Origin of the sequence: Olsenella sp. An285, from assembly GCF_002159625.1 — a bacterium.
Lineage (GTDB): Bacteria > Actinomycetota > Coriobacteriia > Coriobacteriales > Atopobiaceae > Thermophilibacter > Thermophilibacter avicola.
On record NZ_NFIZ01000001.1, the window covers coordinates 228402 to 253736 of the forward strand.

The window sequence follows — 25335 nt, forward strand, 5'->3', positions numbered from 1 at the left end:
CCTATGTTTCAGGAGTGTTAGCAGCGTCACGGCTCGGTTAACAAATCCTCCACATCACCAATTCAAGCACGCGCGGGGGCGTACGGTAGCCCCACGCTTTTTGCTTCTGAAAGAAGCGACGGGAGGAGAAAGACATGTTCGAGAACGTTTCTAGGCGCAACTTCCTGCAGGTCTCCGCGGCTGGCGTGGCCATTCTCGGCCTCGCGGGCTGCAACGGCGGCGGCTCCGAGGGCGGCTCCGAGGGTGGCGAGGGCGGCTCCGGCTCCATCAAGGTCGGCATCATGGGCCCGCACACCGGCGACAACTCGTCCTACGGCCTCGCCTGCCTGAACGGCGCCCAGCTCTACTTCAAGCAGCTCAACGCTGACGGGGGCGTCAACGGCAAGCAGATCGAGGCGATCGTCTACGACGAGAAGGGCGACGCCACCGAGGCCGTCAACGCCTACAACCGCCTGGTCCAGGAGGACGGCGTGACCGGCATCGTGGGTGACGTCACCACCGGCCCGACCATCGCCGTGGCACAGGCCTCCGTGGCCGACAACATGCCCTGCGTGACCCCGTCCGCCACCGCTGCCGACGTCGTCACCTACGGCTCCAACTACTTCCGCGCCTGCGTGACCGACCCGGAGCAGGGCCGCGTCATGGCCAACTTCGCCGCGGAGCAGGGCTACAAGAGCGTCGCCACGCTCTACCTCAACGGCTCCGACTACTCCGAGGGCGTGAACGACGCCTTTGTCGAGGAGGCCGAGGCCCAGGGCATCACCATCACCGCTCAGGAGTCCTACTCCGAGGGCGACGTCGACTTCAACACCCAGCTCACCAACATCATCAACACCAACCCCGACGCCATCCTCGTCCCCAACTACTACCAGGACGACGGCATGATCGTCACCCAGGCGCGCGCCCAGGGCTATGACAAGGTCTTCCTCGGCGTCGACGGCTGGTCCGGCATCTACGGCGGCTCCGAGAACTACGCCGACGCGGCCGACCTCCACGACTGCTACTACTGCTGCGCGTTCAGCTCCTCCAACGACTCCGAGGTCGCCGCGCAGTTCATCGAGGACTACGAGGCCGAGTACGGCGAGACCCCCACGAACTTCTGCGCTCTGGGTTACGACGCGGCCATGGTGCTCGCGAACGGCCTGGCTGCTGCCGAGGAGGCCGGCTTCGGCGCGGGCTCCGAGGACTACAAGCAGGCCGTGATCGACGGCATCGCCGGCGGCACCGTCGAGGGCGTCACGGGCTCCATCTCCTACGAGGGCACCGGCGACCCGATCAAGTCCTCGCTCATCATCACCTTCGCCGAGGACGGCACCGAGGAGACCTTCGAGGTCCTCGAGGCCTAGTCGCTCGTCCTTCTCGTCCCATCGCGGGGCAAGGGCTCGCCTTGCCCCGCTTTTGGTAGTGCGCGACGTCGCGTCGCGCGAACCCTGAGAGGAGTCCTTCCTTGTTCTTCACGCAGGTTCTCAACGGCCTGCAGCTCGGCAGCATCTACGCGCTCGTGGCCCTGGGCTACACGATGGTGTACGGCATCATCTTGCTGCTCAACTTCGCCCACGGCGACATCATCATGGTGGGCGCGTACGTGTCGTGGCTGGTCATGGCCCAGCTGGGGCTTCCCCCCGTGCTCGCGATCATCCTTTCGGTCGCGGCGTGCACGCTCATGGGCGTGCTCATAGACAAGGTGGCGTACGCGCCGCTCAGAAACGCCCCGAGGCTCTCGATCCTCATCACCGCCATCGGCGTCTCGTACTTCCTCGAGAACGGCGCGCAGCTCGTCTTTGGCGCCGACGCCAAGGTGGTCCCGGCCTATACCGAGCTCACCACCGTGCAGCTCGGCGGGCTCAGCCTCTCGTTCCCGTCCATCCTCACCGTCCTGGTGACGGCCGTGGCAACCGTGGCGCTCACCGTGGTGGTCCAGAAGACCAAGCTCGGCAAGGCCATGCGCGCCGTGTCCGAGGACATGGGCGCGGCTCGCCTCATGGGCATCAACGTCAACACCACGATCTCCTTCACCTTTGCCGTGGGCTCCGCGCTCGCCGGCATCGGCGCCGTGCTCTACGCGATGGCCTACACCCAGGCCACGCCCACCATGGGCATGATGCTCGGCACCAAGGCGTTCGTGGCGGCCGTCCTGGGCGGCATCGGCTCCATCCCGGGCGCCGTCGTGGGCGGACTGCTCGTGGGCTTCGCCGAGGTCTTCGTCACCGCCATCGGCCTCTCCGTGTGGAAGGACGCCGTGGTGTTCCTCCTGCTCATCATCGTCCTCGTGGTGCGTCCGACCGGCATCTTCGGCCGCACGATGAGCGAGAAGGTCTAAGGGGGTGCAATCATGGAAGAAGAGGTCATGACAGAGAAGCGCCCCATCATCTCCGCGGGCGGCGGCCCGCGCCTGGAGGGCGCGGACCGAAAGTCGCTCCCCATGCCGGCGCGCTATGCCATAAACGCCGTCGTGGTGCTCGTCCTTCTCGTCCTGGGCGAGCTCATGATCGACGGCGGCGTGGTCAACCGCTACCAGTCCACGGTGCTCGAGCAGGTGGGCATCTATATCATCCTGGCCGTCTCGCTCAACATCGCCACGGGCTACCTCGGCCAGCTGCCGCTCGGACACGCCGGCTTCATGTCGATGGGCGCCTACGGCTGCTCGATCTTCATCATCCGCATGAGCGAGGCCCTCGGCGTCGGCGCCCGTGACTTCGTCACCGGCTCTCCGCTCGCGCTCGCCCTCGTGCTCGGCGGGCTCGTGGTCGGCGGCATCTGCGCCGCCATCGCGGGCATCATCATCGGCATTCCGGCGCTGCGCCTCAAGGGAGACTACCTCGCCATCATCACGCTCGCCTTCGCGGAGATCATCCGCGTCGTGATGCTCAACATCGACGATGTGGTGGGCTTCGACCTCACCGGCGGCGCCGCGGGCCTCACGGGCATCCCCGGCTACTCCAGCTTCCTTCTGGTCTTTGGCTGCGTCGCCGTGGTGTGCTTCCTCACGCACACGATGATGAAGTCCCGTCACGGCCGCGCCATCCTGGCCATCCGTGACAACGAGATCGCGGCCGAGGCCTCGGGCGTCAACACCACCTACTACAAGACGCTCGCCTTCGTCGTCTCCGCGTTCTTCGCCGGCGTTGCGGGCGGCCTCTACGCCGGGTGCGTCGGCGTCCTGCAGCCCGCCGTCTTCGGCTTCATGAAGTCCATCGAGATCCTCGTCATGGTGGTCCTCGGCGGCATGGGCTCCATGCTCGGCTCGGCGCTCTCCGCCACCGTCCTCACGATCCTGCCCGAGGCGCTGCGCGCGTTTTCCGAGTACCGCATGATCGCCTACGCCATCGTGCTCATCCTCGTGATGATCTTCCGACCACAGGGTCTTCTCGGCTCCTATGACTTCTCGCTCTCCCGCATCATCGAGCGCGTCATGAACCGCGACTTCCCGTGGAGCAGGTCAAAGGGGACCGCCGAGGGGAAGGAGGCCGCCGATGCCTAGCGAGAAGAAGAAGCGCCGTCCCGTCCTCGTGCAGGTCGAGACGCCCAACCTCATTCCCGAGCGCGACCTTGGCACCATCCCGGTGCTCCAGGCCGAGCACCTCGGCATCGACTTCGGCGGCCTCACCGCCGTGGACGACTTCAACATCGCCATGGGCCGCACGGAGATCTCCGGCCTCATCGGCCCCAACGGCGCCGGCAAGACCACGATCTTCAACCTGCTCACCAACGTCTACAAGCCCACGCGCGGAACCGTCCTCATCGACGGCTACGACACGGCCGGCAAGTCCGTCGCCGAGGTCAACCGCATGGGCATTGCCCGCACGTTTCAGAACATTCGCCTCTTCACCAAGATGACGGTGGAGGAGAACGTGCTCGTGGGCTTTGGCAACACCATGAAGACGCATCTCCTGGCGGACATGCTGCGCCTCCCGTCCCACTGGAAGCAGGAGGCGGAGTACCGCGAGCGCGCCCTCGAGCTGCTCGACATCTTTGACATGCGCAAGTACGCGGACACGCTCGCGGGCAACCTGCCCTATGGAGCCCAGCGCCGCCTGGAGATCCTGCGCGCGCTGGCAACCGGCCCCAAGGTCCTTCTCCTCGACGAGCCCGCCGCCGGCATGAACCCGGCGGAGACCGAGGAGCTCATGGAGAACATCCAGAAGATCCGCGACGAGCTCCAGATCGCCATCCTGCTCATCGAGCACGACATGTCGCTCGTCATGGGCGTCTGCGAGGTCGTGGGCGTGCTCGACTACGGCAAGATCATCGCCAAGGGCACTCCCGAGCAGATCCAGAACGACCCGAGGGTCATCGAGGCATACCTCGGCAAGCAGGAGGTGAAGTAGATGTCAGCGCTTCTCTCCGTGCGCGACCTGCACGTCTCTTACGGTGCCATCAAGGCCGTCCGTGGCATCTCGTTCGACATCAACGAGGGCGAGATCGTGACGCTCATCGGCGCCAACGGCGCGGGCAAGTCCACGACGCTCAACACTGTGGCCGGGCTCATCAGGCCCGAGTCGGGTACCGTCGAGTTTGACGGCGCCTCCGTGGTGGGCGTCCCGGCCCACAAGGTCGTCGGCCGCGGCATGGCGCTCTGCCCCGAGGGCAGGCGCGTCTTCACGCAGATGAGCGTGGCCGAGAACCTGGAGATGGGCGGCTACACCCGCTCGGACGCCGAGAACAGGGAGACGCTCGAGAAGGTCTACGCGCACTTCCCGCGCCTCAAGGAGCGTCGAGGCCAGGTGGCGGGCACGCTCTCCGGCGGCGAGCAGCAGATGCTCGCCATGGGGCGTGCCCTCATGAGCCGCCCGCGCCTGCTCATGCTCGACGAGCCCTCCATGGGTCTGGCGCCCATCCTGGTTCAGGAGATCTTCGACATCGTGAAGCAGCTCAACGAGGCCGGAACGACGATCCTTCTGGTGGAGCAGAACGCCAACATGGCGCTCTCCGTCGCCGACCGTGCCTACGTGCTCGAGATCGGAACGATCAAGAAGTCCGGCACGGGCGCCGAGCTGCTCGTGGACGATGACGTCCGAAAGGCGTACCTGGGCGGATAGTCGCATGCGGCAGATGCCCTCGTCGTAGGCGGCGGACCACCCTCCCGGGTCCGCCGCCGTTTTGTGTGTTGAGGTCGTGGCCGTTCTCCTGATGCAGGTCGTGATCCCCCGGCTGGTTCGCTGCGAATTACCGGGGCGATTGGGCAATACCTTTGATGCCTGACATCCCCGCGCATCAAAGGTATTGCCCAATCGAGCTGGATATTTGGTCGAAAAGCGTGTTCTCTCCCTTTTGCCAGCGGTTTGGGCGCAGGCTGCATCAAACCCTTTGCCCAATCGAAGGGGTTCTTTGCAGATTCGACAACGTGAGATGCGCGGCCCGGGGGCAATGCCCAATCACGCGGGGAATTTAACATGGCTGTCGAGGGAACCCCAGGGGCAGCACGATGTCTCGACGCGGAACGGCATGCCCTCCAATGGATTTTGTGTGGTCGCGAGACCGCATGAGCCCGCCCGGTTCTTCTCGCCTCCAAGAAAATGCGGAAACATAGCCTCTGAGCAGGAAAAACCTTTCTTACTGCAAGCTTGCACAACACTTTCGGGATACCCCCTCGGCATGACTTTGCGGGATTGGCTACGCTCCAAGACCTGAGGGCGTGGCTGTCGGAAGGTCGTGTGGGATGGGGGTGAGGTCATGGACGAGTTGACGTTCGTGAGCTTTGCGAGCGCTCGGGGCTTCTGGCGGGGCGTCGGGCGTCTCGTTGCGGCGGCCAATCCCGCCACGGAGGACGTCCCCCCCGCTGCTCGTGAGGCTCTTGTTTCAAAAGGGCGAGGGGGTCGACCTTGGATGCATGCCCGCTAAGACCCGTGTGACGAGCATTCCCTCGCGCGTTGCCACATCTTGCGTGGAGGAGCTTGCCGCGAGTCATCCTGAGCTCGGGGAGACCGTCGACGTCTGCGTTTCCACCCAAGGCGCGCGCCATTACGTGCGCTCGTGCCGCGTTCACCTGATGACGGGGAGCTATCCCGTGGGGTCGTTCTGGCGGATTTCGGCTTCCGCGGTTGTCGTCTCTCCCGAGCTTGCGTTTCTTCAGTCCGCGCGGGACCTTGACGATGATCTGCTCGCCGCCTTTGGCTATGAGCTCTGTGGGCTCTACGCACGAGAGGGGGAGGGGCGTGACGGGTTCGTCAATTGTCCGGCGCTTACCTCGGTGGCAAGGGTTGCGGCGTATCTCGACCGTCTGGAGGAGCTGAGAAGAGCCCGGGGACAGGGGCTTCCGCCCGGACTCGCGAAGGCGCGTCGCGCGCTCGGAAGGGTGCGGGACCGAGCGGCGTCTCCCGGGGAGGCCATAACGTCGATGGTCCTTACGTCACCCCGTGTCTTGGGAGGGTTTGGGCTCCCTCCGGCGAAGCTCAACGTCTGCGTGCATCTGCGGTCGTCCACGGCCGAGCTCTTTGGCATTGACTCTTTCGTCTGCGACCTCAGCTGGGACGAGGGGCCTGTCGTGGAGTTCCAGGGAGGTCATCACAAGCTGCGATCTCGTGCCGCCTACGATCGCAGGAAGGGAAACGTGCTGGGGGCGGACAACAGAACCGTCATTCAGGTTGACGCGGCCATGCTCGGCAGGCAGGACCGCATGGAGGAGGTTGCCAAGTCAGTGGGGAGAGGGCTCGGAATCAGGTGGCGCGAGCCGAGCAAGACCATACGCACGAGACAGATGAACCTCAGGAAGAAGCTTCTGGTGGATCTTGGGAGATGACGATGCGGGGCCGATGGTCCCATCTGCGTGTTCCCTGCCGCGCAATCGTGCGAACTTCGCCGATGGGGGTAACTGCTGTACGCGTATCGCTGGCGCACGGGTGGCGCCTGAAGATTGCTGCCAATAAACCGCTGTCATTGGGTAAACGGACGGAAGCGCGCTTCCCACACCATCTGGCCTGGCAAATTGACCCTACGAATGGGCACTATCTTTGATGCGCATTCTTTCCATGAGCATCAGAAGACGCCCCTGGCGCGTCATTTTGCCACTTTCATTAGGAGATTGGGCAAAACCTTTGATGCCATGGCGTGTCCGGGATCAAAGGTTTTGCCCAATCGCAAGGGTTTTGTGCGGGGGCGTCTGCTGGGGCGGACAAGAACGAGAGAGCGAGAAGAACCGCGGGGCGAGAAGAACCGCGGGGCGAGAAGGACCCGTCAGTGCACCTCCACGGTGGTGCCGAGCGTGTTGGCGGGGAGCACCTGGAGCCAGTAGCCCGGGCGGGCCTTCCGCAGGGCGTCGGCAACGCGGGCGGCGGTCTGGTCGCCGTCTGCCACGGCGAGCATGGTCGACCCCGAGCCGGAGATCATGTATGCGCAGGCACCCGCCTCGAGCGCCGCCTCGCGCAGCGCGTCGTAGTCCGGGATGAGCTTGGCGCGGTAGGGCTCATGGAGCCTGTCGTGGCAGGCCGCGCCAAGGAGCTCGGCGTCTCCCAGCTCGAGCGCGCGGACCACCGCGACGCAGCGGCCCATCTGCCAGACGGCGATGTCGCGGGAGACCCCGGTCGGCAGCACGCGGCGCGCCTCGGCCGTGCGGACCTCGTAGGGAGGCGCAACGGCAACAAAGCGAAGGTTGCCCGCAACGTCCATGCGCGTGGAGGTGGTCGTCCCGCCGTCGACGAACGAGCTCACGAGACCGCCCAGCAGCGCGGGCGCCACGTTGTCCGGGTGACCCTCCATGGCCACGGCGAGCTCGAGCGCCCGCTCGCGGTCGAACCCCTCGGAGGAGAGCGCCATGGCGGCGCCGATTCCGGCGATGACGCACGCGGAGCTGGAGCCGAGGCCACCGGAGAGGGGGATGGGGGAGAGGATTGTGATGTGGAGCGGTCGCGCCTGCGTGCCAAGGCGCGCGCAGGCGTCGAGATACGACTGCCACACGAGGTTGTCCTCCCCGCGAAAGCGCTGCTCGCAGCCCTCGACCTCCAGGCGCTCGCTCGGCGTCATGAGAAACGTGGCGGTGAGGTCGAGGGCGATGCCCAGGCAGTCGAAGCCCACGCCCACGTTGGCGCTCGTCGCGGGAACGCGGACGATCACCATGGGTCTCTCGCGCCCGTCTGCCCCGATCACAGGAAGACCCTCGCGCAGGCGGACTCCACGAAGGCGCCCATGCGCTCTCGGTCGCAGACGTCGTCGTGAAGGACCTCGCCCTCGCGCAGGCTGGAGAGCTGCTCCGGGGCGACGGTGCCGGTGAGGCGCTCGAGCGCGTCCATGCACGCGAAGCCGTTCATGCCGTCGGTGGCCTCGCCGAGCGCGCCCAGCACGTCGGAGCAGAACTTGTAGGGGCTCGCCGTGGAGAGGCACACGCGCTCCGTCCCGTCAGCGGGCAGCGCGTCGAGGACGTGCTTGGCCACCGCGGTGTGCGGGTCTATGAGGACGTCGAGCTCGCGCCAGGTGTCGAGGATGGTGCGGCGCGTCTGCGCGTCGTCTGCGCGGCCGCAGGAGAACGTGGAGCGGATCTCGTCCATCACGGCGTCGGGCACGGTGTAGAAGCCCTTCTCGGCAAGCTGGGCCATGAGGGAGGAGACGAGCTCGCAGTCGCCGTCGGAGGCGTAGTAGAGGAGGCGCTCCAGGTTGGAGGACACGAGGATGTCCATCGAGGGGGAGATGGTCTTGTGGAAGTCGCGGCGACGGTCGTAGGTGCCGGTGGTGAGGAAGTCGGTGAGGACGTCGTTGGCGTTGGACGCCACCACGAGGCGCCTCACGGGCAGGCCCAGGCGCTTGGCGAAGTAGCCCGCGAGCACGTCGCCGAAGTTGCCCGTGGGCACGCAGAAGGTGACCTCCTCGCCCATGCGGACGGCATCCCTGCGCACCAGCTGGGCGTAGGCGTCGAAGTAGTAGGTGACCTGCGGGGCGAGGCGCCCCACGTTGATGGAGTTGGCGCTCGAGAGCGCAACGCCGTTGCCGGCGAGGCGCTCGGCCAGGGCCTCGTCGGAGAAGATGCGCTTGACCTCGCCCTGGCAGTCGTCAAAGGTGCCGCGCACGGCGCACACGGCCACGTTGTCGCCGGGCTGGGTCACCATCTGCAGGCGCTGGATGTCCGAGACCTTGCCGTGGGGGTAGAAGACAGCCACGCCCGTGCCCGCCACGTTGGCAAAGCCGTCGAGTGCCGCCTTGCCGGTGTCACCGGAGGTGGCGGTCACGATCATGATCTTGCGGCCGTCGCCCCCGCGCGCGACGCTCATGAGGCGCGGCAGCATCTGCAGGGCCACGTCCTTGAAGGCGCAGGTGGGCCCGTGATAGAGCTCGAGCAGCCAGTCCGTGCCGAGCGGCGTCACCGGGCAGACGGCGGGCGTGTCCCACTGGGGCCCGTAGGCGCCCTCGACGCACGAGGCGAGCTCCTCGGCGGCGTAGTCCGGCAGAAGCGTCCCCAGCACCAGGCGGGCCGTGTCGTGGAAGCCCTGAGCGCACACGGTCTCGAGCGAAACGGGCGTCTCGCCGAGCGCGTCGCTCACGTAGAGGCCGCCGTCGGGCGCGATGCCCGCGAGGATAGCTTGCTTGCTTGTTACGGAATCGCCTGCAGAGCGCGTGCTGTGGTAGAACGTGGTCACGGTTGCTCCTTGCGTTGGGGACCAAGGCCCGGGGCCTTTCCTGACGCATGTATGATAAGCCGCAGGCCGCGCCCCGCGGCCGCCTGACACAGACTCGAAAGATTGGACGCACATGAAGATCGCCCTTCTCGGCTACGGCACGGTGGGCCGCGGCGTGGACGAGATAGTCTCCGCGCGCGTGCCGCAGGTGGAGGTCTCCCACATCCTCGAGCTCCCCGATCGCCTCACGGACCCGCGCATGACGTCGAGCTATGAGGAGATCCTCGCCGACGCCTCCGTCGAGCTCGTGGTCGAGTGCATGGGTGGCGTCGAGCCCGCTCACACCTACATCATGGCCGCCCTTGCGGCTGGCAAGAACGTCGTGACCTCAAACAAGGCGGTCGTCGCCGCGCACTTCGAGGAGTTCGCGGATGCGGCGCGCGCGACGGGCGCGAGTCTCTACATCGAGGCCTCCGTCGGCGGCGGCATCCCCTGGATCGCGAGCATCGAGAAGGTGCGCAGGGTGGACGAGGTCACGTCCTTCTCGGGAATCATGAACGGCACCACCAACTACATCGTCGACGCCATGCGGCGCGACGCGGAGGACTTCGACGACGTCCTCGCCCGCGCCCAGGAGATGGGCTACGCGGAGCGCGACCCCTCGGCCGACGTCGACGGCATCGACGTGCTCAACAAGACCATCATCACCGCCTCCGTGGCGTTTGACGTTGCGTGCGAGAAGAACCTTCCCGCGTCGGGCATCCGCAACCTGCGCCTCTCCGACCTCGAGCTCTTTGCCGCGCACGGCCGCACCGTGAAGCTGCTCGGCAGGGGGGTCTCGCGCGACGGTCGCTACGCCGCCGCGGTGGAGCCCGTCGCGGTTGCGGCGGACTCGCTCGAGGCCGCCGTTCCCTCCAACTTCAACCTCGTCACGCTCGACGCCACCACGGTGGGCGAGCTCAGGTTCTACGGCCAGGGGGCGGGCAGCCTCCCCACCGGCAACGCCATCGTCCAGGACGTGCTCGACTGCGCGACCGGCGTGCGCAGGCCCGTCTACGACTTCTCGCGCGGCCTCGCGTACGACCCCTCGCTCCTGCGGGCGGACTACGTGTACCGCACCTCCGCGAGCATCGGCGGCGAGGAGTACGCGCCGGGCGCCGTCCTCGTGCGCGACCTCACCGCGCAGGCCGCGCGCGCCCTTCTCGACGAGGCGCTCGTCTCCGACCCGACCACGTTCATGGCCGCGCTCTCGTAGCTTGACAGTTTGCCCGGGGCCAGCTGTCAAGTTGACAGTTTGCCCGGGGCCAACTGTCAACCCGACCGTCCGAAAGGCTAGGTTTTACAGCATGATCAAGATCGCAAAGTTCGGCGGGTCGTCCGTCGCCTCCGCCGAGCAGTTCCGCAAGGTCAAGGAGATCGTCGAAGCGGATTCCGACCGCCGCTTCGTGGTGGTCTCCGCTGCCGGAAAGCGCTTCGACGGGGACAACAAGATCACCGACCTCCTGCTCCTCGTGAACGCGCACGTGCAGTACCACGTCGACTGCACGGGCCTTCTGGCCGACATCGAGCAGCGCTTCCTCGACATCGCCTCCGAGCTCGGGCTCAAGTGGCCTGTGCACGAGAAGTTCGAGATCTTCGCCAAGAACATCAAGAAGCACTCGCCCGAGTACATCGTCGCGCGCGGCGAGTGGTTCACCGCCCACCTCATGGCCGAGTACCTGGGCATGCCGTTCGTCGACGCGGCGGACGTCATGGTCTTCCATCACAACGGCGAGGTTGACATGGAGCGCACGGCCTCGCGCCTCAAGGACGTGATGGTGCGCCAGGGCTCCTTCGTGCTGCCCGGCTTCTACGGAGCCACGGTTGACGGTCAGATCAAGCTCTTCCAGCGCGGCGGCGGCGACATCACGGGCGCCATCCTCGCCCGGTGCATCGACGCCGGCCTCTACGAGAACTGGACGGACGTCTCCGGCTTCCTCTCCGCCGACCCGCGCATCGTCGACCACCCGCGCTCCATCCGCCGCATCACCTTCGACGAGATGCGCGAGCTCTCCTACATGGGCGCCTCGGTCCTGCAGGAGGAGGCAATCTTCCCCGTGCGCGAGGTCAACATCCCCATCCAGATCAAGAACACCAACCGTCCCCAGGACGAGGGCACCATCATCCGCGAGAAGGCGCGCATCGGCGAGGACGAGCACCTCATAACCGGCATCGCCGGCAAGAAGGACTTCATCTCCGTGCACGTCAAGAAGGCCCACATGTCGGGCGAGGTGGGCTTCGTGCGCCGCGCGCTCTCCGTCTTCGAGCGGTACGGGATCTCCGTGGAGCACATCCCCACGGGCGTCGACTCGTTCTCCGTGGTGGTCAACGGCGCCGACGTGCGCGACTCGATCTACTCCATCGTGACCGACATCCGCCGCGAGCTCGAGCCGGACGACATCACCATGGTGGACAAGCTCGCCCTGCTCTCCGTGGTCGGCCGCAACATGTCCAAGCGCAGCGGCACCTCCGGCAAGATCTTCGGGGCGCTGGGCGAGGCGGGCATCAACATCCGCATGATCACGCAGAGCTCCCAGGAGATCTCGATCATCATGGGCGTCAACAACGACGACTTCGAGCGCGCCGTCCAGGTGATCTACGACCGCTTCGTCCGCGACGAGATGGTCACCGCCAGCTAACTTGACAGGGGGACAGTCCCTTTGTCAACCCGACTGAGAGGAAACGCCATGAGCGAGAAGAACGTTGCCATCCTCGGCGCCACGGGCGTCGTGGGCCAGCAGATGCTCCAGTGCCTCGAGGAGCGCGACTTCCCCGTGCGCGAGCTCGTCCCGCTGGCGAGCCAGCGCTCCGTCGACGCCGGGCGTACCGTGAGCTTCCGCGGCGAGGAGGTGCCCGTCCGCCTGGCCGAGCCTGCCGCCTTCGAGGGCGCCGACATCGTGCTCGGCGCCGCTGATGACGCCACGGCCCGCGAGCTCCTCCCCGAGGCCGTCCGCCGCGGCGCCGTGTGCGTGGACAACAGCCACGCCTTCCGCTTGGAGCCGGACGTGCCGCTCGTCGTTCCCGAGGTCAACGCCGGCGACATAGCCGGGCACCACGGCATCATCGCCAACCCCAACTGCGCCACCATCATCGGCCTCGTGCCGGTGTGGCCGCTCCACCAGGCCGCCGGTCTCACGCGCCTCATCGTCTCCACCTACCAGGCGGCGTCGGGCGCCGGCCTGCCGGGCCTCCTCGAGCTCGAGCGCGAGATCTGTTGCGTCGCCGCCGGCGAGGAGGTGGGGGAGAGCGCCCCCTTCCAGTACCAGCTCGCCGAGAACCTCATCCCGCAGATCGGCGGCTTCAACGAGGTGGGCTACACCTCCGAGGAGATGAAGATGCAGAACGAGGGCCGCAAGATTATGCACCTGCCCGAGCTGCGCGTGAACTGCACCTGCGTGCGCGTGCCCGTGGTGCGCTCGCACTCCGAGTCCATCACCGCAGAGTTCGAGCGGCCGCTCTCCGTGGAGCGGGCGCGCGAGATCCTCGAGTCTGCGCCGGGCGTGAGGGTCGTGGACGAGCCCTCCTCCTCGCGCTACCCCATGCCGCTCGAGACCTCCGACCAGGATCTCGTGTGGGTGGGTCGCATCCGCCGCGACCTCTCCGCCCCCGACGGCGTGAGCTCGATCACCTTCTGGTGCTGCGGCGACCAGATCCGCAAGGGCGCGGCCACCAACGCCGTGCAGATCGCGGAGTACCTGGTGTAGCGGGGCCGCTGAGGGAAGAAGAGCGTGCGGTTGGCGCGGGGCCGAGGTCCTTCTCGGCCCCGCGCTGCGCTTTGCGTCTCGTCGCCCGCAATGGCGCTTCCGCCAAACCCACCGACGAGTGGGCAAACTGTTTGATATAAAACCCCGGCATAATCAAGAATGCTGCCCAATCGCCTCATGATTCTGGCGAGAAGAACAAGCGGGACTTTACGTCACGTGCTGAAGACGGCAGCGCGTCCTCTCGACCATCAACTCTTTTGCCCAATCGAGGGGGATTCTGGCTGGCAAGCCGTTCTGGGATCGATCTCTGGTCCTTCCGGCGTCGGCTTCCCGGAGGGCCACCTGGCGGCGTAATCAGTGAGCGCGCCTCCGGACCCCCTGCCCGATCCTAGAAACCCTCGAGCACCTCGGGCGTGAGGCGCTCGGCCACCGCCACGGCGATTCTCGCCGCCGCCGCGACGTCCTCCGTCCGGCAGATGGCGGTTCCTGCGTGCACGTAGCGGCAGGGCACGCCCGCGACCACGCTGGGGACGTCGAGCTGGTGCAGGACGCCGCCGTCCGTGCCGCCGCCCTCGCGCACGGAGGTCTGAGCGGGAAGGCCCGCCTTTGAGGCGACGCCCAGAACGAAGCGCTGGTAGCGTGGGTGCGTGATCATGCAGCGGTCGAAATAGCGAAACATCGGCCCGCGCCCCAGGGCGGCCCCGACCTCGTCGGCCGGGGTGAAGGTGTCGTCGGCGGGGCAGCCCTCAAACAGGAAGGCCGCGTCCGGAGAGAAGTGCCGGGCCGCTGCGCCCACGCCTCGCTCGCCGACCTCCTCCTGGGCGGAGACCGAGGCCACGACGTCCACGGGAAGGTCGTCGTGGCCGGCGAGCTCGCGCAGGGCGAACAGCATCGCGCACACGCCTGCGCGGCAGTCGAGCGCCTTGCCAAAGGCCACGCCGCGACCGGCGTCGTACGAGAAGGCGGTGTCCGGGACGAAGGGCTCGCCCATACCCATGCCAAAGGTGCCGACGGCCTCCTCGCGCGACCTCGCGCCCACGTCCAGCACGAGGCCCGCCTTGCCGGAGGCCCGCTCGGCATCGGTCCAGAAGTGCGGGGGCTTCACGCCGATGACGCCGCGAACCCACGTGCCGTCCGTCGCGCGCACGAGCACGCCCTGGCCGGCGAGCGCGCCGGGGGAGAAGCGCCCCAGCTCGACGAAGCTCATCGTGCCGTTGGAGAGCACGGCCTTGACCATGCCGCCAACCTCGTCGCCGTGCGCGTCCAGCATGAGAACGGGCTTCTCGCCCGTGAAGTTTCGCGGGACGACGAGCCCGTCGCGCAGCGTGTTCTCCTCCACGGAGGCCCACTCCTCGCAGAACGAGCGGACCACCGAGATCGTCTCGTCCTCGAAGCCCGAAGGGGCCTTCGCGCTGGAGAGCGCGCCGAGAAGCCCTGCGAGCTCGGTCTCGTTGATGTCCATGGAGGTCCTTTCGTAATGCGTGCAGCTGTCGACAGTATAGCAGCGCGTATGGGCGCGCCCTCATTTTCCGCTCCCGCCCGGTCCCTCCGCCGAGGGCGCGGGGCCTCTGGCAGAGTCGAGGGCCCCTCAGCCCCTCGCGCTCGCTAGAATGCTAGCAATCATCGCCGACGGGAGGTGCACCATGGCCAACTTGCTTAAGGAACGCTACGACGCGCTGGTCGAGAAGTGGGTGGCGCTTCCCGAGGAGCGCCGCGAGAGGCTCCTTGACGAGTTCGTCTTCGACTACGTCTACAACTCCGAGAAGATCGAGAACGACGAGCTCGCGTTTGCCACCGTGAGCCAGATCATCAAGGGGGACGCCGTCGAGAGCTACACCGGAGACGTCGAGGTGCTCGTGGAGACGCGCAACCTCAAGCTCTCCTGGGACCTGGCGCGCCGCAGGCTCGCGGAGGACCCCCGCCTCAGCGAGGAGCTCATCCAGGAGGCGCAGGGGCTCGTGACCATGGGGACCTACAGCGAGAAGCTCCTTCTTGCGGGGGAGCGCCCTGGCACGTTCAAGCTCGAGAACTACGTCGGCGGACCGGCGAGCATCGGCATCCCCGCCGTGGAGGTCCCGCATGCGGTGGGCGTCCTTGCGGACGACGTGAACTCGTACCTGGAGGAGGGCCGCCGCCACCTCACCATCGCCGCGTACATCCACGCCCGGCTCTTTGAGATCCACCCCTTCGCGGACGGCAACGGGCGCACCGCGCGCCTGCTCATGAACGGCGTGCTGCTTGCGATGGGGATGCCGCCCATCGTGATCCGCGCGCAGGACCACGGCGCCTACCACGCCGGGCTCGACGTCTTCCACCTCGAGGGCGACATCAGCCCCTTCCGGCGCTTCCTCAGGAACTCGGCGCTCCTCACCTGGGAGGGGCTCCTCGACTGATATGACAAAGGGGACAGGGTAGTTTGTCAGGTTGTCCGGTGTGAGCATGGCCAATCCCTACGACTTCGACCGCGACGGGCGCTGGAGCGCGCCCGAGCGGGCCTTCACGCACTACGGCATAGGCGGGGAGTACCGTCGCGCGGACTCCGAGCGCGGCGGGTCGCCGTCCGGCGGAGGCGGATGTGGATCGTGCCTGAGCGGGTGCGGGTGTGCGGCCGTTCTTCTCGCCCTGCTCTTCCTCCTGTTCTGGATGCTCGCGAGCTGCGCGGCCTCATAGCGCGGTGCGTCTCGTGGAGGAAATCCGAATCCGCGCAAAAAAGTCCTTGCATCGCCCCGTGCGGGCGTGCATAATAATCGAGCTGCCTGAAGAGGTTCGCGAAATGGTGGGTGTAGCTCAGTTGGTAGAGCGACGGACTGTGGCTCCGTAGGTCGAGGGTTCGAGACCCTTCGCCCACCCCATTTAATCGAATACGGATCGTTAGCTCAGCTGGTAGAGCAGGGGACTCTTAATCCCAAGGTCCAGGGTTCGAACCCCTGACGATCCACCATTTTGGATCGTTAGCTCAGCTGGTAGAGCAGGGGACTCTTAATCCCAAGGTCCAGGGTTCGAACCCCTGACGATCCACCACGATAGCTTCGGCCGGGCGCCCGCGTGGTGCCCGGCCGTTTTTTGCGTGGACGCTCTGTGCCCGCCGGCCGCAGCTCCGCCCCCATTCCCTGAGGCGGGCGTTGAGGTGCCGTCCGGCTCCCGTGGTATCCTGCGATGACACACAGGATCAGAGGAGGACCATGTCAGACAGGCGCAAGGAGACCAACCCGGCTAAGCTGCGCGGCCCCGCGGGGCTCGTCGCCTCGATCGTCGTCGTGCTGCTGGCGGTGTGCCTCTCGGGCGCGCTGCCCTCCATCACCGGCGGCTCCGGCTCGGGCGCCCCGGCCGCGTCCGCGAGCGGCGAGCTCGCGTACAGCTCCTGGAGCTTCGACGAGTACCCGGAGTACTACCGCAAGGCAGGCTCTGCGGTCGTGGACGTCGAGCTCGAGCCCGGTGAGGCGCGCTACGAGGGGCTCGACTCCCTCGGGCGCACCGGGCGCGCCGTCGCGCTGGTGACCTTCGACATGATGCGCGAGGGAAGCGACCGCGAGCGCGAGGACATCCACGGGATCCATCCCTCGGGCTGGGGGCACAACCGCGAGGTCGACATCAAGATGCCCGGCGAGAAGACCTATCACGGCGCGCTCTTCAACCGCAGCCACCTCCTGGCCAAGTCCCTCGGCGGAGACGACGCCGCGTACAACCTCATCACGGGCACCCGCCCGCAGAACGTGGGCGACAACCGCGGCCAGGACGGCGGCATGGCCTACACCGAGGGCATCGCTCGCGACTGGCTCTGGGACAACCCGGACGGCACCGTCTTCTACTCGGCCACACCCGTCTACGAGGGTGACGAGCTTCTGGCGAGGAGCGTCTTCGTGGACGTGCGCTCCTCCGACGGGGAGCTCGACCTCAGGGTGGAGGTCTTCAACACCGCGTACGGATTCGACATCGACTACGCCACGGGCGAGTTCGAGACCACGGGGGAGTGATGCGTCAATGACAGGGAAGGGCACCGAGGGGCGCGGCGAGAAGGACGTCGAGAAGGACGCCGAGAAGAGCCGTCGCGCTGGCGAGAAGGACGACGGCCTCGAAGCCGTCAGGCGTGCGCTCGAGCCCGAGCCCCGGCTCATGGAGGGCGTGGTGCGGACGGACCGCGAGTGGGAGGGCAAGATCTTCTCGGTCGAGCACCTGCTGGTCGAGCTCTCTGATGGCAGCCGGGACTGGCGCGAGATCGTGCGGCACCACGGCGGGGCGGGCGTCGTTGCCGTGGTGGACGGCCGGGTGTGCCTCGTGCGGCAGTACCGCGTGGCGCTGGGACAGATGACGCTCGAGATCCCCGCCGGCAAGGTGGACCCCGGCGAGCCCCGCGACGTCTGCGCCGCGCGCGAGCTCACGGAGGAGACGGGGCTCGTGGCCGAGCGGCTGGAGCTGCTGACGGAGTCCTATGGCGCGCCCGGCTTCACGAACGAGCACACCTCGGTCTACTTTGCCCGTGGCCTCACGCAGGAGGCGTCCCGGCCGGACGAGGGCGAGTTCGTGGGCGTCGTCTGGGTGGACGTGGACGACACCGTGGAGGCCATCCGCCAGGGGCTCATCCAGGACGCCAAGACCGTAGAGGGCATTCTCGCCGCGAAGGCCTACGGGATGCTCTAAAATGTTTCCCGCGCTCGTCCATCGCGCCCTTAGCTCAGTTGGATAGAGCCGCGGACTTCTAATCCGAAGGTCGGGGGTTCGAATCCCTCAGGGCGCACCAGACAGCTTGCGAGCCGGGTGCCGGAGACGGCGCCCGGCTCGATTCGAGCCTCTGGCCGTATGGACGCGCGCGCTCGCGTAATTCTGCGCGAGAGAACGGTTTCATGTGCTGCATACTGAACAGGTGGCTCAGGTGGCCTCGCCCGTTGGAAGGAGCGCGCGTTGATTTACACAATGACGTTGAACCCCGCCCTCGACTATGTCATGCACCCCCTGACGCTCGACATGGGATTCACCAACCGTTCCTCCAACGAGGAGCTTCACTGTGGTGGTAACGGCATCAACATCGCCACCATCCTGAACGAGCTCGACACGCCCAGCATCGCGATGGGCATCGCCGCGGGCTTCACGGGCGACTACCTCCTGCGCCGTCTTCAGGAGAAGGGCATCGCGAGCAACTTCGTTTTTCTCGACCGCGGGTACACCCGCATCAACGTCAAGCTCAACGGCATCGTCATGACGATGGTCAACGGCATGGGCCCCAAGATCCCGGAGAAGAAGGTCGACGAGCTCCTTGGCCGCATGGACGTCGTCGGCGCCGGTGACACCCTCGTTCTCACGGGCTCCATCCCCAACAGCCTGCCCGAGGACATGTACATGCAGATCATGCGCCGCCTCGGCGGGCGCGGCATCCAGTTTGTCGTGGACGCCCCCGGCCAGCTCCTCATGGAGTCGCTCGAGATGCGCCCGTTCCTCATCAAGCCCAACAACCACGAGGTCGGGCGCATCTACGGCGTGAACATCGAGGAGCCCGAGGAGTGCATGCCCTACGCGCACAAGCTCCAGGAGAAGGGCGCGCGCAACGTCATCATCTCCTGCGGCGGGCACGGCTCGCTGCTGCTTGACGAGAACGGCGCGGAGCACATCGTCCCCACCGCCAAGATCAAGCTCGTCAACGCCACGGGCGCGGGCGACTCCATGGTGGGCGGCTTCCTCTCTCAGGTCACGCGTGGCGTCGACTACGAGACGGCGCTCATCTTTGCCTCCGCGTGCGGCACCGCCACCGCGGCGAGCAAGGGCATCGCGCGTCGCGCCACGATCGACCGCGTGGTCACCGCGCTCTACAAGAAGATGGGCCGTGCCATTCCCGGCATCATCGCCCAGGACATCCAGACGAACAAGGACCGCGCGGCCGCTGCCGCCGCGGCAGAGGAGGGCGAGAAGCAGCAGTAGCTGACCGCTCGCGCTCATATGGGGGTATCCCGTCCCCGGGTCCCGGGGGCGAGACAATGTTCAGCTTGGCCGCTTGCGGCCAGAAGGATGGGGGAGAACATGTACGAGGGAGTTAACGCATCTGACGGCATCGGGATCGGCGTCGCGCGCGTGGCCGTTGAGCCCGACCTGAGCTTCACTCCGCACAAGCCGGATGACGCCGGCGACGAGAAGCAGCGCTACGCCGCCGCCGTCGCCAAGTTCATCGAGCAGACCAACGCCCAGATCGAGCGCATGACGCAGACCGTGGGCGAGGAGGCCGCCGCCATCATGGGCGCCCACATCGAGTTTGCCGAGGACGAGGGCATCCAGGAGATGGTCAACGGCTCCATCGAGGCCGGCATGTGCGCCGAGCAGGCCGTCTCCGAGGCCTATGACATGTACTACAACATGTTCTCCAACATGGAGGACGAGCTCTTCCGCGAGCGCGCCGCCGACGTCGCCGACGTCAAGACCGGCCTTCTCGCCGACCTGCTGGGCAAGGAGGTCGTCGACCTCTCCACGCTGCCCGAGAATTCCATCGTGGTCGTCCACGAGCTCACGCCCTCGATGACGGCGGACATCGACAAGGACAACGTGGCTGGCATCGTCACCGAGACCGGCGGCCGCACGTCCCACTCCGCAATCATCGCCCGCGCGCTCGAGATTCCCGCCGTGCTCTCCGTCGCGGACTGCACCAAGAACGTCAAGGGCGGCGACATGGTCATCGTTGACGGTTCCCGCGGCCGCGTCCTGGTGAACCCCAACGACAACGACCTCGCCCACTACCGTGCCAAGGCCAAGCAGTTCGCCGAGGAGAAGCAGGCGCTCGAGGCCTATCGCGGCAAGCCCACCGTCACCGGCGACGGCGACAAGGTCCTTCTCGTCGCCAACATCGGCAACCCGGATGACGCCAACGTCGCGGCCGAGCACGACTGCGAGGGCGTCGGCCTCTTCCGCTCCGAGTTCCTCTTCATGGACGCCAAGGAGCTCCCGAGCGAAGACGAGCAGTTCGCCGCGTACCAGAAGGTCGCGCTGCGCATGAAGAACCAGCCGGTCATCATCCGCACGCTCGACGTGGGCGGCGACAAGGAGATCCCGTACATGAACCTCCAGAAGGAGGAGAACCCCTTCATGGGTTACCGTGCGGTCCGCTACTGCCTCAACAACCCCGAGCAGTACAAGGTCCAGCTCACGGCCCTTCTTCGCGCCTCCGCTTTCGGCGACATCAAGATCATGGTGCCGCTGGTGACCAACATCGACGAGATTCGCCAGGTCAAGGCGCTCGTCGAGGAGTGCAAGGCCGATCTTGACGCCCGCGGCGTGGCCTACAACAAGGACATCGAGGTCGGCACCATGATCGAGACGCCCGCCGCCTCCCTCATTGCCGACGACCTTGCCGCCGAGTGCGACTTCTTCTCCATCGGCACGAACGACCTCATCGGCTACACCATGTGCGCCGACCGCGGCAACGACAGGGTGGGCTACCTCTACGAGGTCTACCAGCCCGCCGTCCTGCGCTCGCTCAAGCGCATCATCGAGGAGGGCAACAAGGCCGGCATCATGGTGGGCATGTGCGGCGAGGCGGCGGCCGACCCGCTGCTCATCCCCGTGCTCATCTCCTTCGGCCTGAGCGAGTACTCCGTCTCCGCCCCGTCCATCCTGCGCACCCGCCGCATCATCTCCGAGTGGACCAAGGCCGAGGCCGACGCCCTCACTGAGAAGGTCATGAAGCTCAAGACCGCCACCGAGGTCAAGGCCATGCTCCAGGCCGCCGCCCGCTAGTCTGTAAATTGGGGACAGTCCCCAATTAGCACAAAACTTTGATGCCGCTCGCCGAACCGTCGGCGGGCGGCATCTTTATGCTTTGTTACGCCGGGTATGTTTGCTCGCACGCCGTTGATGGGGGGAGACATGCCAAGAGGACCAAGGGAGCTGTCGGAGCAGGGATTCTATCACGTCATCATGAGGGGAGCGGGCAAGCAGGTCATCTTTGAGGACGAGGCTGATTACGAGGCGTTTCTTCGGGTGCTGCAGCGGGCGCTCGACAGGTTTTCGCTGAGTGTTCTCGCATGGTGCCTCATGAGCAATCATGTGCACCTGCTCGTTGACGACGCCAAGGGGGAGCTGAGCAAGTTCGCTCACCTGGTGTCGACTGCGTGCGCGCGTCATTTCAACGAGCGGTGGGGTCACGTTGGTCACGTGTTCGCTTCGCGCTTTACGAGCGTGGCCGTTCGTACCGACGAGCAGCTTCTCGCAACGATGAGGTACATCCACCTCAACCCAAGCAGGGCCGGGGTGTCGGAGCATCGAAACTACAGGTGGAGCAGCTACTCCGAGTATGCCGGCGTCCCCGGCCTCTGCGAGACGAGCGTGCTTCTGGACATGCTCGGGGGAGTCTCCGGCTTCTGTGAGTTCGTCAGCGATCCAGAGGCGGCGCCCTATTATCCCAGGACCTCCTCGCGCATTCCCGACGAGGACGCGATCGAGGCTGCCGCTGCCGCAATCTGGCCCATCTCTCTCGACAGCCTCAAGGCGATGCCTCCGGAGAGTCGTTCGAATCCGCTGCGGAGTCTCAGCGAGGCAGGTCTCTCAGTAAAGCAAATTGGAAGGCTGACGGGGCTCGGTCGCTACGCCATCGAGAAGGCCTTACATCAAAAATGTGTGTGAATTGGGGACTGTCCCCAATTAACAGATGACGCGGAGGGCGCGGGGGATGACGTCGATCTTGAAGTGGGTGCCGGCAAGGCGCTCGCCGTCGACCTGGCAGGGCGGCTCCTCAGCAAAGTCGAGCTCGGCGTGGCGGATGCGGCGCAGGCGCACGACGCGCGACCTCGCGTGACGTCCGGAGCGCGCGAGCCCAAAGAGGGCCATCAGATGGGGGAGCGCCGGCTTCTTGACGTTGTAGCAGACATCGAGAAGACCGTCGCCGGGGTCGGCGTCCGGGCAGACCCTGAAGCCGCCGCCGTAGGTGGGCCCCACCTGCACGGCAAAGATGAGCGTCCTGAGGTCGACGGGCCCCTCGTCGTCAAAGCGCGCCGTGCAGGGGAAGCCCTCCCTCGCGCGCGAGAGGATCTTGAGGCCGGAGGTGATAAAGAGCGCCTCGCCCTCCTGCGAGGTGTTGGCCGCGCGACGGTCGGTCGTGTCCAGCGCGATTGCCGCGTCCAGGCCAAACGAGAGCGTCTGCATGAAGTGGATCCCGTTGACGCGCCCGACCTCGAGCTCGCGCACCGTGCCACGAACGAGCTGGGCAAACGCTCTCTCGACGTCGTTCTTGACCATGCCGAGCGTACGCGCGTAGTCGTTGCCGGAGCCAAGGGGAATGATGCCGAGCTGCGGGCGCGCGGACTCCGGAAGTCGCATGAGACCGTTCACAACCTCGTGTATGACCCCGTCGCCGCCGAGCGCGAGGACCGTGTCAAGGCCTACGGCGCCCGCGGCCATCCCCACGGCATCGCCGGGCCCTCCGGTGAGGCGGACCTCGTACCCTCTTGTCGCGGTGGAATAGCTCCCCAGGAAGTGACGCGCGAAGTCCGCGCCCTCAGCGCCGCGGCCGCTGTGGGCGGCGGGGTTGGCTATGAGCAGTGTGCGACCGAGCGGGGAGTGGGCCATATGACGTCCTTCTCGAGGTTCTTCTCGTCCCGATTGTACGCCAGACGGCACGAGGATGGCCTATGCCCCAGCCCCGTCAACCGGGCCGAGATATACCTTTCCGTCCATCACGAGGAGCGGGTATGTGACGATGGGGACAAGAACGAGCCCCGCCGCAAAGCCCGGACCCGCCCCAAAGGCCCTCGCGAGCCGCTCGCTCACCACGAGCTGCGTCACGATCCAGAGTGCGAGGATGAGCGTCGCGACCCACTGCGTCTCGTAGTGGCGCCCGAGGCCGAGAAGGACGGAGATCAGAAACGCCGCGCTCGCCGTGGCGGCAACCGTGCTCAGCACGCGGCTACCGGAGGCCCCCTCGCTCACCTCCCAGGTCGAGAAGATCGGGACGATCGCGGCCCAACGCCGCCTGCCCATCTTTCCCAGCGCCGCCCACCTGCCGGCAACGGTGCCAAGCGAGAGGATGACCACCGCGGGAAACCACAGCGTCAGCATGGAATTGGCGAGGAACAGATCGTCCATGACGGCCTCCCTTCTCCGGCTTGTTTACTCGCTACCCACGAACGAAGGGCTGTAACAACCCGGCTGGGAGGACTCGGCGGACGCGCCCTGAAGCACGGCGAGCGATATGTAAATTGGGGACAGTCCCCAATTTACAGATTGCCGGGCGGGGGATGCTCGCCTATACTTATCACTTGCGACCGGGGCGTGGCGCAGCTTGGTAGCGCATCTGCTTTGGGAGCAGAGGGTCGCTGGTTCGAATCCAGTCGCCCCGACCATGCACGCGGGTGTGGTTCAATGGTAGAACCTCAGCCTTCCAAGCTGATGACGCGGGTTCGATTCCCGTCACCCGCTCCAGACTTTGATGAGCCCGGGCCATGCGTCCGGGCTTTCTGTTAATTGGGGACTGTCCCCAATTAACAGAACGTGGGCGTATGGATTGCGCCTGTGTTTCGTGTGTACGGCAGATTTCGCGCGAGGTTCGATGCCGTTACACTTCGTCCGCGATTGTTTTTCGAGGGGTTTTCCGCACGTATTCTCTCTTCCGGAACTTTCGTCGCGGCATTGCCGCCAGTGAAGGGAGATTCACATGACGTATTCCGAGAGGGTCATCGCCGATCTCGAGGCTCGCTATCCCGAGCAGCTCGAGTTCATCCAGGCGGCCAAGGAGGTCCTCGAGACCCTGCAGCCCGCCCTCGACGCTCACCCCGAGTACGAGGAGAACGCCCTGCTCGAGCGCATCGTCGAGCCCGAGCGCGTGGTCATGTTCCGCGTCCCCTGGGTCGACGACGCCGGCAAGGTCCAGGTCAACCGCGGCTACCGCGTCGAGTTCAACTCCGCCATCGGCCCCTACAAGGGCGGCCTGCGCTTCAACCCCACGGTCACCCTGGGCATGCTCAAGTTCCTCGGCTTCGAGCAGATCTTCAAGAACAGCCTGACCACTCTGCCCATGGGCGGCGGCAAGGGCGGCGCCGACTTCGATCCCAAGGGCAAGTCCAACCGCGAGGTCATGGCCTTCTGCCAGTCCTTCATGACCGAGCTCTGCCGCCACATCGGCCCCAACACCGACGTTCCCGCCGGCGACCTGGGCGTGGGCGGCCGTGAGGTGGCCTACATGTTCGGCCAGTACAAGCGCATCCGCAACGAGTGGACCGGCGTCCTCACGGGCAAGGGCCTCACCTTCGGCGGCTCGCTTGCCCGCACCGAGGCCACGGGCTACGGCCTCGTGTACTTCGTCGACGAGTACCTCAAGAGCAACGGCGACTCCTTCGAGGGCAAGAAGGTCGTCGTCCACGGCTCCGGCAACGTGGCCATCTACGCCATCCAGAAGGTCGCGCAGCTCGGCGGCACCGTCGTTGCCTGCTCCGACACCAAGGGCTGGGTCGAGGACCAGGAGGGCATCGACTACCAGGTGCTCGAGCACATCTACAATAAGAAGCGCTCCGGCCACGACCAGGGCGTGAGCCTCGCGATGTACGTCGACGAGCGCCCGAACGCCACCTGGCACGAGGGCGACGGCCGCGGCGTCTGGCAGCTTCCCTGCGACATCGCGCTTCCCTGCGCCCGCGAGAACACCCTGCACCTCGAGGACGCCCAGGCGCTCGTGGCCAACGGCTGCAAGGTCGTGGGCGAGGGCGCGAACATGCCCACCACGCCCGACGCCACCACCTACCTCATGGAGAACGGCGTCGCCTTCATGCCCGGCAAGGCCGCGAACGCCGGCGGCGTGCTCGTGTCCGGCCTCGAGATGAGCCAGAACGCCGAGCACCTCTCCTGGACCTTCGAGGAGGTCGACGGCAAGCTCGAGAGCCTCATGCGCGGCATGTTCCACAACGTGGACGACACCGCCCGTGCCTACGGCCACGAGGGCAACTTCGTCATGGGCGCCAACATCGCCGGCTTCACCAAGGTCGCCGAGGCCATGATGGCCCAGGGAGTGTGCTAGTCGCCTGACCCGGCTCGAGGTGGGGGCGGCCCCGGACCTGCACGAGGAAGTGCGCTGCGCGGAACTTCCT

General features: G+C 66.3%; 22 protein-coding genes and 6 tRNA genes. 23 read left to right on the forward strand and 5 right to left on the reverse strand.

Annotated elements, in window-relative coordinates:
- Positions 1-134: 134 nt before the first annotated feature.
- From B5F79_RS01070 to B5F79_RS01095, 6 genes are all read left to right on the forward strand, one after another.
- Entirely contained in the window at positions 135-1346 is a 1212-nt protein-coding gene (locus B5F79_RS01070; protein ID WP_087217050.1) for an ABC transporter substrate-binding protein, read from the forward strand.
- 101 nt (positions 1347-1447) lie between these two features.
- Complete coding sequence (locus tag B5F79_RS01075) at positions 1448-2320, forward strand: branched-chain amino acid ABC transporter permease (RefSeq protein WP_087217051.1); 873 nt, start codon at positions 1448-1450, stop codon at positions 2318-2320.
- A gap of 27 nt (positions 2321-2347) precedes the next feature.
- Complete coding sequence (locus tag B5F79_RS01080) at positions 2348-3481, forward strand: branched-chain amino acid ABC transporter permease (protein WP_241147214.1); 1134 nt, start codon at positions 2348-2350, stop codon at positions 3479-3481.
- A complete protein-coding gene (locus B5F79_RS01085; protein WP_087217053.1) occupies positions 3474-4328 on the forward strand; it encodes an ABC transporter ATP-binding protein in 855 nt (284 codons plus the stop codon). Before B5F79_RS01080 ends, B5F79_RS01085 begins: the two co-directional genes overlap by 8 nt.
- Positions 4329-5039 (forward strand): ABC transporter ATP-binding protein, encoded by a 711-nt coding sequence (locus B5F79_RS01090; RefSeq protein ID WP_087217054.1) that lies wholly within the window; start codon positions 4329-4331, stop codon positions 5037-5039.
- Positions 5040-5830: 791 nt separating this feature from the next.
- Positions 5831-6739, forward strand: coding sequence for a hypothetical protein (locus B5F79_RS01095; RefSeq protein WP_143786195.1), 909 nt, complete (start codon positions 5831-5833; stop codon positions 6737-6739).
- Between the two features lie 434 nt (positions 6740-7173).
- Here B5F79_RS01095 and thrB read toward each other — a convergent pair whose 3' ends face one another.
- Positions 7174-8082, reverse strand: coding sequence for a homoserine kinase (gene thrB / locus B5F79_RS01100; RefSeq protein ID WP_241147215.1), 909 nt, complete (start codon positions 8080-8082; stop codon positions 7174-7176).
- Positions 8079-9563, reverse strand: a complete 1485-nt coding sequence (thrC, locus tag B5F79_RS01105; RefSeq protein ID WP_087217057.1) for a threonine synthase — start codon at positions 9561-9563, stop codon at positions 8079-8081. Before thrC ends, thrB begins: the two co-directional genes overlap by 4 nt.
- A gap of 112 nt (positions 9564-9675) precedes the next feature.
- Between thrC and B5F79_RS01110 the strand changes: the two genes are divergently transcribed.
- From B5F79_RS01110 to B5F79_RS01120, 3 genes are all read left to right on the forward strand, one after another.
- On the forward strand, positions 9676-10797 hold the full coding sequence (locus B5F79_RS01110; RefSeq protein WP_087217058.1) for a homoserine dehydrogenase: 1122 nt from the start codon (positions 9676-9678) through the stop codon (positions 10795-10797).
- Positions 10798-10888: 91 nt separating this feature from the next.
- Positions 10889-12220: an aspartate kinase gene (locus B5F79_RS01115; RefSeq protein ID WP_087217059.1), complete on the forward strand. Its 1332-nt coding sequence runs from the start codon at positions 10889-10891 to the stop codon at positions 12218-12220.
- 48 nt (positions 12221-12268) lie between these two features.
- Complete coding sequence (locus tag B5F79_RS01120; protein ID WP_087217060.1) at positions 12269-13285, forward strand: aspartate-semialdehyde dehydrogenase; 1017 nt, start codon at positions 12269-12271, stop codon at positions 13283-13285.
- 388 nt (positions 13286-13673) lie between these two features.
- Here the strand turns inward: B5F79_RS01120 and B5F79_RS01125 are convergent, their stop codons facing one another.
- A complete protein-coding gene (locus B5F79_RS01125; protein ID WP_087217061.1) occupies positions 13674-14747 on the reverse strand; it encodes a M42 family metallopeptidase in 1074 nt (357 codons plus the stop codon).
- A 181-nt stretch (positions 14748-14928) separates the two neighbouring features.
- Between B5F79_RS01125 and B5F79_RS01130 the strand changes: the two genes are divergently transcribed.
- The 11 genes from B5F79_RS01130 (at position 14929) to B5F79_RS01180 (ending at position 21883) form a co-directional block, all read left to right on the forward strand.
- On the forward strand, positions 14929-15678 hold the full coding sequence (locus B5F79_RS01130) for a Fic family protein (RefSeq protein WP_158094802.1): 750 nt from the start codon (positions 14929-14931) through the stop codon (positions 15676-15678).
- A 46-nt stretch (positions 15679-15724) separates the two neighbouring features.
- Positions 15725-15955, forward strand: coding sequence for a hypothetical protein (locus tag B5F79_RS01135; RefSeq protein ID WP_143786196.1), 231 nt, complete (start codon positions 15725-15727; stop codon positions 15953-15955).
- Between the two features lie 106 nt (positions 15956-16061).
- Positions 16062-16137, forward strand: a tRNA-His gene (locus B5F79_RS01140).
- A 13-nt stretch (positions 16138-16150) separates the two neighbouring features.
- A tRNA-Lys gene (locus tag B5F79_RS01145) sits at positions 16151-16226 on the forward strand.
- Between the two features lie 4 nt (positions 16227-16230).
- Positions 16231-16306 (forward strand) — tRNA-Lys (locus B5F79_RS01150).
- A gap of 161 nt (positions 16307-16467) precedes the next feature.
- A complete protein-coding gene (locus tag B5F79_RS01155) occupies positions 16468-17259 on the forward strand; it encodes a DNA/RNA non-specific endonuclease (protein WP_087217064.1) in 792 nt (263 codons plus the stop codon).
- Positions 17260-17266: 7 nt separating this feature from the next.
- The gene (locus B5F79_RS01160) at positions 17267-17923 is read left to right on the forward strand and encodes an NUDIX hydrolase (RefSeq protein ID WP_241147216.1); all 657 of its coding nucleotides are present in this window, start codon (positions 17267-17269) and stop codon (positions 17921-17923) included.
- Between the two features lie 23 nt (positions 17924-17946).
- A tRNA-Arg gene (locus tag B5F79_RS01165) sits at positions 17947-18023 on the forward strand.
- Between the two features lie 161 nt (positions 18024-18184).
- Entirely contained in the window at positions 18185-19195 is a 1011-nt protein-coding gene (locus B5F79_RS01170; RefSeq protein ID WP_087217065.1) for a 1-phosphofructokinase family hexose kinase, read from the forward strand.
- Between the two features lie 99 nt (positions 19196-19294).
- On the forward strand, positions 19295-20998 hold the full coding sequence (gene ptsP / locus B5F79_RS01175) for a phosphoenolpyruvate--protein phosphotransferase (protein ID WP_087217066.1): 1704 nt from the start codon (positions 19295-19297) through the stop codon (positions 20996-20998).
- Between the two features lie 129 nt (positions 20999-21127).
- Complete coding sequence (locus B5F79_RS01180; protein ID WP_087217067.1) at positions 21128-21883, forward strand: transposase; 756 nt, start codon at positions 21128-21130, stop codon at positions 21881-21883.
- A gap of 18 nt (positions 21884-21901) precedes the next feature.
- Here the strand turns inward: B5F79_RS01180 and B5F79_RS01185 are convergent, their stop codons facing one another.
- Positions 21902-22825, reverse strand: coding sequence for a diacylglycerol/lipid kinase family protein (locus B5F79_RS01185; RefSeq protein WP_087217068.1), 924 nt, complete (start codon positions 22823-22825; stop codon positions 21902-21904).
- Positions 22826-22885: 60 nt separating this feature from the next.
- Entirely contained in the window at positions 22886-23341 is a 456-nt protein-coding gene (locus B5F79_RS01190) for a DUF5684 domain-containing protein (protein ID WP_087217069.1), read from the reverse strand.
- Between the two features lie 180 nt (positions 23342-23521).
- Here B5F79_RS01190 and B5F79_RS01195 point away from each other — a divergent pair.
- From B5F79_RS01195 to gdhA, 3 genes are all read left to right on the forward strand, one after another.
- A tRNA-Pro gene (locus B5F79_RS01195) sits at positions 23522-23598 on the forward strand.
- A 5-nt stretch (positions 23599-23603) separates the two neighbouring features.
- A tRNA-Gly gene (locus tag B5F79_RS01200) sits at positions 23604-23677 on the forward strand.
- Positions 23678-23909: 232 nt separating this feature from the next.
- Positions 23910-25265 carry an NADP-specific glutamate dehydrogenase gene (gdhA, locus tag B5F79_RS01205; RefSeq protein ID WP_087217070.1) on the forward strand — a complete coding sequence of 452 codons (1356 nt, stop codon included), beginning with the start codon at positions 23910-23912 and terminating at the stop codon, positions 25263-25265.
- Positions 25266-25335: the final 70 nt, after the last annotated feature.